We start from the raw sequence: 7,469 nt of genomic DNA on the forward strand, positions 1-7,469 counted from the left end.
GATGAAAATTTTGTTCCGGGTCGATGCGGGTGGGAAGGTTGGGTTGGGCCACTTTTATAGGAGTGTCACCCTCGCCAGGAAGCTTCGGGAGGATGGCCACGAAGTCATCTTCTCATTCTTGGAGTCGCCCTTCTGGTCTGCTCGCCTCGAAGCGGGATTTGATTTTCTGGTGAAGCCGCTTCATGAGGCCGAGGCTGAAGAAGCAACCTGTTCATATATCGCGTCACATGATGTCGATATTTATTATGTGGATGCCATCCTTGACTTCAGTTACGGTTTTATCGAGAGACTGCGTGAGATAAGCAAGGTCGTGTTCTATCAGAACATGAGCGCATCAGGCCCCCGCGCGGATGTTTTCATCTATCCGTCCTCAAGAGTCAATCAGGATTTTTTTGGTCAGTTTGATAGTCGGCCAATGGTTTTCCGCGGCCTCGAGTATGTGGTGTTTCATCCAGATATTTCCTTGCTGCCGATGAAGGGGAGGTTTGCCGGCGGTGTGCATAATGTTGCTGTTTCTGCCGGTGGTACGGACCCGCTTGATACCTTGCGTCGCATCTATGGCGTCGTTCGAAATGATATTTTCAAAGCGTATCGGTTCGTGTTTTTCTACGGAAGCGATTATGCATTCAAGAATGCTATTCCTCGGGACCTTCCATCGAATGTCGAATTCCGGGAGTTCGATCATGGGGAAATCCTGAGGGCGGATGTGCTTTTGACGGCATTCGGCGTCAGTACTTACGAGTTTCTTTCTTTGGGGATGCCGGTGATCGCTTATGGCCATCAGGCCAGCAATGCGATTGCCTCTGATGAACTCGCACAGAGTACGGGGGCGCTGATCAGTCTGGGAGAGATCGGGGCCGTGAATCAGGATGGCATTGCGGATGCCTTGCTGCAGCTTTCCCGGCCCGAGTTTCGAGCCGAAATGCTTCAGCGTGCATCCCGTGCAATCGATATGGATGGGGTTCGCCGCGTGGCGGCAGTATTGCAGACAGCTTGTGGCCCACGCTGAGCGCATCAGGCGTTTGTTGGTTGGATACGAAGGCTAGGAGATTGAATAAATGGTCAAAAGTATGGATCAGTACATCGGTAAGGACATCCGTCCTTTTATAATCGCGGAGATGTCGGGCAATCATAACAAGTCCCTTGACCGGGCTCTTGCGATTGTTGACGCTGCGGCTGAAGCCGGAGCGCAGGCCATCAAACTGCAGACATTCACTGCGGATACGATGACGCTCGACATCACCGAGGGTGAATTTACCATCAACGACTCCAAGTCGCTCTGGGCTGGCCAGGCATTGCATTCGCTTTACCAGCAGGCTTATACGCCCTGGGAATGGCATGCCCCTATTTTTGAGCGTGCCAGAGAAAAGGGAGTGCTGTGTTTCAGTTCTCCTTTTGATGAGACCGCCGTTGATTTTCTTGAGACGCTGGATGCGCCCTTTTATAAAATTGCCTCATTTGAGTGTATTGATCTCCCGTTGATCCGCCGAGCTGCGCAGACCGGAAAACCGTTGATCATTTCGACAGGAATGGCAACGATCGCCGAGATCGCTGAGGCGGTTGATACGGCCAGGGCGGCTGGTTGCAAAGAACTGGTATTGCTTAAGTGCACCAGTAACTATCCTGCTTCTCCTGAGAACTCCAATGTCCGGACCATTGCACACATGCGTGATCTGTTCGGTTGTGAAGTGGGGCTGTCGGATCACACGATGGGTATCGGTGCCGCCGTTGCGGCCGTAGCATTTGGTGCGACGGTGATCGAGAAGCACTTTACGCTCGCGAGGGCCGATGGCGGGGTTGATTCGGCATTTTCCCTTGAACCGGCAGAACTGGCCTCCCTGGTGATCGAGACGGAGCGTGCGTGGCAGTCGATTGGAAAGATTATTTACGGACCTACCGCCGCCGAGGAAAAACCCCGCACCCGGCGCCGTTCTCTTTACATCGGCGCCGATCTTGAGCCGGGTGATGTTTTGACGATCGATAATTTGCGTCGTGTCAGGCCTGGACAGGGTCTCCCGCCGAAATTCTATGAAATGTTGTTGGGGCGTCAGGTCAGAAAGGCTGTCAAGAAAGGTACGCCAGTTTCGTGGGATCTGTTCGACTGAGAACAAGAGATCATTGAGTTTTTTTGATACGTGGCACGACGAGTTGCTTCGTCATGCCCTAGCAAGGTGCCGCGGCGCTCTTTGATTGCGATCTGAGGGGGTGTGTCTGTGCTCACATATGAACGGCTGATTGAGTTGTCGCTGGCGGCGGTGGGCTCAGGTAGGGGGCGTATGCATCTGAATCTCCATCCGAGTTATGTGGACCCCTGTCAGCGTTTGTTCAATGCCATAGGAGAACAGAGCTACATCCGACCGCATCGGCATTCAATCGATCCCCGTGTGGAGACTTTGATCGCGGTCCGTGGGTTATTTGGGCTGATTACCTTCGATGATGAAGGTGTGCCGAGTCGGGTCGAGCTTTTCGGCTCCGAGTTGCACGCAGGTGTCGGATGCACTTCCGTTGGCGTGGAGGTTTTTCCTGATGAATGGCATATGGTTGTGGCCCTTGCGCCGCAGTCAGTTGTCTTCGAGGTCAAAGCAGGGCCTTTCGATCCAGCCGGTGCTAAGGAATTTGCGCCTTGGTCACCACCAGAAGGGACGCAGATGGCAGCCGAATTCCTTGAGGAGATGAGGCGATTCGCAAAGCAATCAACAGGTGTTGGTGTGTGATTGACATGACCATTATTGCCTCTGCTTAGGGCAGGTCTTGCCGTGGCGTTTTTTTCGGCTACGTCGGCGCTGATATGTTTTCTTTGAGCGGATTGGAAAAAATGGCTAAGGTTGTGCATTGGGGTAAGTATTACCCTCCAGATATGGGCGGTATTGAAAGCGTCACGAGTAGCGTGGCGCGTGGGGCACAGGCGGCCGGGCATTCGGTCAGTGTCGTGTGCTTTCGCAAGGGCGAAGCGCCGGACGATGGCGCTTCAGATGGCGTGCGTGTGCTGCGGGCACCGATACAGATGCTGAAGGCATCCCAGCCGATGGGGCTTCGGTATTTCCGCTGGCTCCTTGAAGAGGGGCGCGGGGCGGACCTCATTCATCTTCACGCGCCGAATTTGCTTGCCTCCCTGGCTGCAGCGATGCTCGGACGTGGCCCGCGCCTGGTCATTCATTGGCATAGCGACATCGTGGACAAGGGGCTCATCGGTAAGCTGGTAAAGCCATTGGAAGGCGCAATGCTGAGACGTGCGGATCGTATCGTCTGTACCTCGGAGGCTTACGCCAAGGCGTCGCTCCCGTTGGCGCCTTACACCGACAAGATTTCAGTGGTGCCGATTGGCGTTGCTGATGTAGCACCCCCGCGCAGCGAAGATCTAATTCCGGAAGAACTGGCACGGCGTATCAGGGGACGGCGGATCATTTTGGCCATCGGTCGGCTCGTGCCCTACAAGGGTTTTCCAGTGCTGATCGATGCGGCCCCCCATTTTCAGGGCGATGCTGTGGTGGTGATCGTCGGTACGGGGCCGCGAAAGGCTGAGCTTGAAGCTCAGATCAATCAAGGCGGTTTGGCGGACAAAGTAATCTTGGCGGGCCGGCAGGAGGACAGCGCCTTGCGTGCCCTGTTTCGTCAAGCGGCATTATTTTGCCTGCCGTCCGTCGAGCGCTCTGAAGCGTTTGGTGTCGTGTTGATTGAGGCCATGTCTCACGGATTGCCGATCGTGGCCACCCAGATCCCCGGTTCTGGGGTGTCCTGGGTGAATGCCCACGGAGAGAGTGGTATCAATGTGCCAGTGGCAGACCCGAGGGCCTTGGTGGAAGCGTGTAATGAACTGCTGGCTTCCGGCGAGCTGCGTGAAAAATTTGCCCGTGGGGCAAGACTGCGTTTTGAGACTGAGTTCACCGAACAGGTTTCTACCGAACGGATGATGAAGGTGTATTCCGGGTTGCTTGCCGGCTCGTAAAGCGATCGGATCACGGTTCAATCGTTTTCTACTTCAAGGTTCAACGATGTTAATTCCTGTGATTCTCTCCGGCGGTAGCGGTACGCGCATGTGGCCGCTGTCCCGTGCTGCGTACCCCAAGCAGTTTCTCGCTCTTGCAGGCGAAAAGACCATGCTTCAGCAGACGGCGCTGCGCATTCAGGACATGCCTGACCTGGTGGCTCCGATCATCATAAGTAACGCCGAGCAGCGTTTTGTCGTTGCCGAGCAACTGCGGGCGATCAACGTGAAGCCGTCGTCGATTCTGCTGGAGCCGGTTGGTCGCAATACCGCACCGGCTGTTGCGGTGGCAGCCGTTGCAGCGCTCCGGTTGGACCCGAATGCCGTGCTGCTGGTGTGGCCGTCGGATCATGTGATTCTCGATGAAGATAAGCTGCGGTGTTACGTGGAGCGTGCAGCCCAGTTGGCCAAAGATGATTACCTCGTGACTTTCGGGATCAAGCCGGTGTCGCCGCACACGGGATATGGCTACATCCGCCGTGGCAAGGGGCTGGCTGATGGTGCCTATGAGGTAGAGGCTTTTGTCGAGAAGCCGGATCACAAGACTGCGGAGACGTTTCTGGCCGATGGTGGTTACTACTGGAACAGTGGCATCTTCGTTCTGAAGGCGTCGGTGTACCTGGAGGAACTGGCTATCCACCAGCCGGCGATGCTTGAACAGGCACGCCTGGCCGTCAAGTATGCAAAGGAAGACCTAGACTTTGTGCGCCTTGATGAAGCCGCCTTTTCGGTGTGCCCGTCCGAGTCCATCGATTATGCGGTGATGGAGCACACGAGCCGCGCTGCGGTGGTGGAGGCTGCGGATCTTGGCTGGAGCGACGTGGGTTCGTGGTCTGCGCTGTCCGAGGTGGTGGCGCGGGATGAGTCTGGCAATACGCTCACGGGCGACGTGCTGGTCGAGGACGTGCGCGACTGTTACATCCGTGCGGAGAGCCGGATGGTGGCGGCAATCGGCGTCGAGAATCTGGTGATCGTCGAGACGGCCGATGCGACTCTCGTGACCACCAAGGACCGTACCCAGGACGTCAAGAAGATCGTCGAACGCCTCAACGCCGAAGGGCGGGGGGAGTCGGTATTCCATCGCCGCGTGCTGCGCCCGTGGGGCAGTTATGAGGGCATCGATGCGGGCGAGCGCTTCCAGGTGAAGCGCATCGTCGTCAATCCGGGCGCTGCCTTGAGCCTGCAGATGCACTATCACCGGGCGGAGCACTGGATCGTGGTCAAAGGCACGGCCCGCGTGGTGAATGGAGAGCGGGACATTCTGCTGGGCGAGAACCAGTCCACATACATTCCGCTGGGCGAAAGACACCGCCTGGAGAACCCGGGCAAGGTGCCGCTGGAGCTGATCGAGGTGCAGTCCGGCTCTTACCTGGGCGAGGACGACATCGTGCGTTTCGACGATCAATACGGGCGGACGAAGTAGCGCATGTCACGAAAAGTGATTGAATAGTGCGTGCTATGACCGCAATGACAAAAGGAAACCTTTCTTCCTTATGTCATTGCGGGCCATGGCTGGCATGCTCGTGATCGTTTTGCGCTTGTCCCCGCAGGCATTCGTGAATCAGTCTGCCGTTCTGGGTGCAGGTTGGCGATTTGAGCTGCGGTCGCGATCACGTATCACGTAGCCAAACTCTTCTCCCCGACCTCCCGGGTTGTTGCCACGATAGCGGGTTAAGGCCAAGGTGTTTTTGCTGTTGTCCGAGAAGATTGAACTACGGATTTCGATATCCCTCACGTTGGCGGTATTTACCCAGTCGAACCCAACGGCTTCTCCACCTTTGTCAAACCTGAATATGGATTGACTAAATTCGACGCTGCGAACAGCGGCTCGGGCATCGCCTACGCCGAACTGGACCCCCGCAGACGGACAGAGACGGCCTGCCCTGCACCGATCGTTGAAGATAAACCGGTTGTTCGCAAAGGTGCTGCTGCTGAGAAACCTGGCGCCGATGTGCGCAGTCAGATTTGTATCGAACTCGCAGCCTTCAACCCATTGACGGCTGGTGGCTGTGACGGAGCCGTCGAAGAAGAGCCCCCAGGCTTCCTTGGCTGGCGCCGTGGTTTCGCTTTGCCATCCGCATCCGCTGAAGGCGCATTTGGTGAAGCTATGGGATGAACTCTGGATGTAGGCACCGCCTCGATAGCATAGGCTGAAAATGCAGCGGTCCCAACTCCATGCCGGTGCGCCCTGAGGGCCACCGTCATCGATAAATCCCCACCCTCCGCAGCGTTCGATCAGTACAGAACGGAGGAATAGTACCGGCGCAGTGAAGTCGGGGTTGGCGTTGATTGCCCGGTCAGTTATGGCGCGAATCCCATGACGAGAAAAGCGGGTGATACGGATGTGGCTTAGTTCAGCGTGCCACCAACCGAGAACTTCCAGCGCGTCGTGCTCCGGCCCGCCGTTGTCTCCATCGAATCCCAGGTCTCGCATGCCGCCGCCGCGGAAAAACGTCGAACTTATCGGCCCTTTCACCGGGACGCCCCTGATGCGCAAAAGAGGGCCAGACTGCACTGCGGACTGCAAGACACTTACCTGTTCGCCGTCGCCATAGAAGAGGATAGCTGGCCCACGGGCATTCTCCGGATTGATCATTTCCAGCGTGCGAGAGATCAGATAAACACCTTCGGGGATGTAGATCTGTCCTCCGCTCTTTGTCAGGCGGTTAATTGCCTCTTGAAGCGCATTGGTCGAATCCCTCTTGCCGGATGGGTCCGCGCCAAGATCTTGTATATTGATGACCTTTCTGCTGAGGCGAGTTGTTTGCTCAGTATCCTGACTCAAGGCGAGGCCAGAGAGGCTCCAAAGCGCGGTTCCAAGCAATTTGCCAATGGCGTTTCGACGGTCCATTGCATACCCCCAAGTGTGAGGTAATGATTGTCCAATACTTCGGGGGGAATGTTTTGGTTCTCTTCTTCTGACAATGGTGGGCAGCGGGAGGGCTGGCTCGTTGGTAGAGACAGCTGGGTGTGCTGCGCCGCCTTGCTACTCCACAAGGTGTTTGCCGGCAACTAGGTGTGTTTGCGGACGTGAAGAGCTTCTACGATCCCGATCCGGCAGCGCCGGAAGCGGCGGGCGCCCGGGTGTGGCGGCTGTAATGGGGGCGCGCAGCATGTCCCGTTCCCTGATTTACCTGGTCGCCGGCGCCCGGCCCAACTTCATGAAGATCGCGCCGATCGTGCGTGCCCTGCAGGCGCGGGCCGACCGTTTCGAGTTCCGGATCGTCCACACCGGCCAGCACTACGACCGGGAGATGAGCGATGTCTTCTTCGACGAGCTGGGCATCCCCAAGCCGGATTACCACCTGGAGGCCGGTGGCGGCAGCCACGCCACCCAGACCGCCAAGATCATGGTGGCCTTCGAGGAGATCTGCCAGAAGGCCCGGCCCGACTGCGTGCTGGTGGTGGGCGATGTGAATTCCACCCTGGCCTGCTCCATCGATGCCAAGAAGCTCGACATTCCGGTGGCCCATGTGGAGGCGGG

General features: G+C 57.0%; 7 protein-coding genes. 6 read left to right on the forward strand and 1 reads right to left on the reverse strand.

Features of this window, described 5'->3' with window-relative positions; all coding sequences use genetic code 11:
* Position 1 precedes the first annotated feature (1 nt).
* The 5 genes from PHD22_RS03815 to PHD22_RS03835 all read left to right on the forward strand — a co-directional run bounded on the left by PHD22_RS03815 (position 2) and on the right by PHD22_RS03835 (position 5,408).
* Positions 2-1,009, forward strand: coding sequence for a hypothetical protein (locus tag PHD22_RS03815; RefSeq protein ID WP_299862504.1), 1,008 nt, complete (start codon positions 2-4; stop codon positions 1,007-1,009).
* Between the two features lie 49 nt (positions 1,010-1,058).
* Complete coding sequence (gene pseI / locus PHD22_RS03820; RefSeq protein ID WP_299862507.1) at positions 1,059-2,105, forward strand: pseudaminic acid synthase; 1,047 nt, start codon at positions 1,059-1,061, stop codon at positions 2,103-2,105.
* 108 nt (positions 2,106-2,213) lie between these two features.
* Positions 2,214-2,714 carry a WbuC family cupin fold metalloprotein gene (locus PHD22_RS03825; RefSeq protein ID WP_299862510.1) on the forward strand — a complete coding sequence of 167 codons (501 nt, stop codon included), beginning with the start codon at positions 2,214-2,216 and terminating at the stop codon, positions 2,712-2,714.
* A gap of 74 nt (positions 2,715-2,788) precedes the next feature.
* The gene (locus tag PHD22_RS03830; RefSeq protein ID WP_299862512.1) at positions 2,789-3,946 is read left to right on the forward strand and encodes a glycosyltransferase; all 1,158 of its coding nucleotides are present in this window, start codon (positions 2,789-2,791) and stop codon (positions 3,944-3,946) included.
* Positions 3,947-3,992: 46 nt separating this feature from the next.
* Entirely contained in the window at positions 3,993-5,408 is a 1,416-nt protein-coding gene (locus PHD22_RS03835; protein ID WP_299862513.1) for a mannose-1-phosphate guanylyltransferase/mannose-6-phosphate isomerase, read from the forward strand.
* A 138-nt stretch (positions 5,409-5,546) separates the two neighbouring features.
* On the opposite strand, the gene PHD22_RS03840 is transcribed toward PHD22_RS03835, so the two are convergent.
* Positions 5,547-6,836 carry a right-handed parallel beta-helix repeat-containing protein gene (locus PHD22_RS03840; protein ID WP_299862515.1) on the reverse strand — a complete coding sequence of 430 codons (1,290 nt, stop codon included), beginning with the start codon at positions 6,834-6,836 and terminating at the stop codon, positions 5,547-5,549.
* Positions 6,837-7,098: 262 nt separating this feature from the next.
* Here PHD22_RS03840 and PHD22_RS03845 point away from each other — a divergent pair.
* Positions 7,099-7,469 (forward strand): UDP-N-acetylglucosamine 2-epimerase (locus PHD22_RS03845; RefSeq protein ID WP_299862518.1); only part of this gene is annotated, 371 nt, incomplete at its 3' end.

This window comes from Zoogloea sp. (assembly GCF_028693495.1).
Classification (GTDB): Bacteria; Pseudomonadota; Gammaproteobacteria; order Burkholderiales; family Rhodocyclaceae; genus Zoogloea.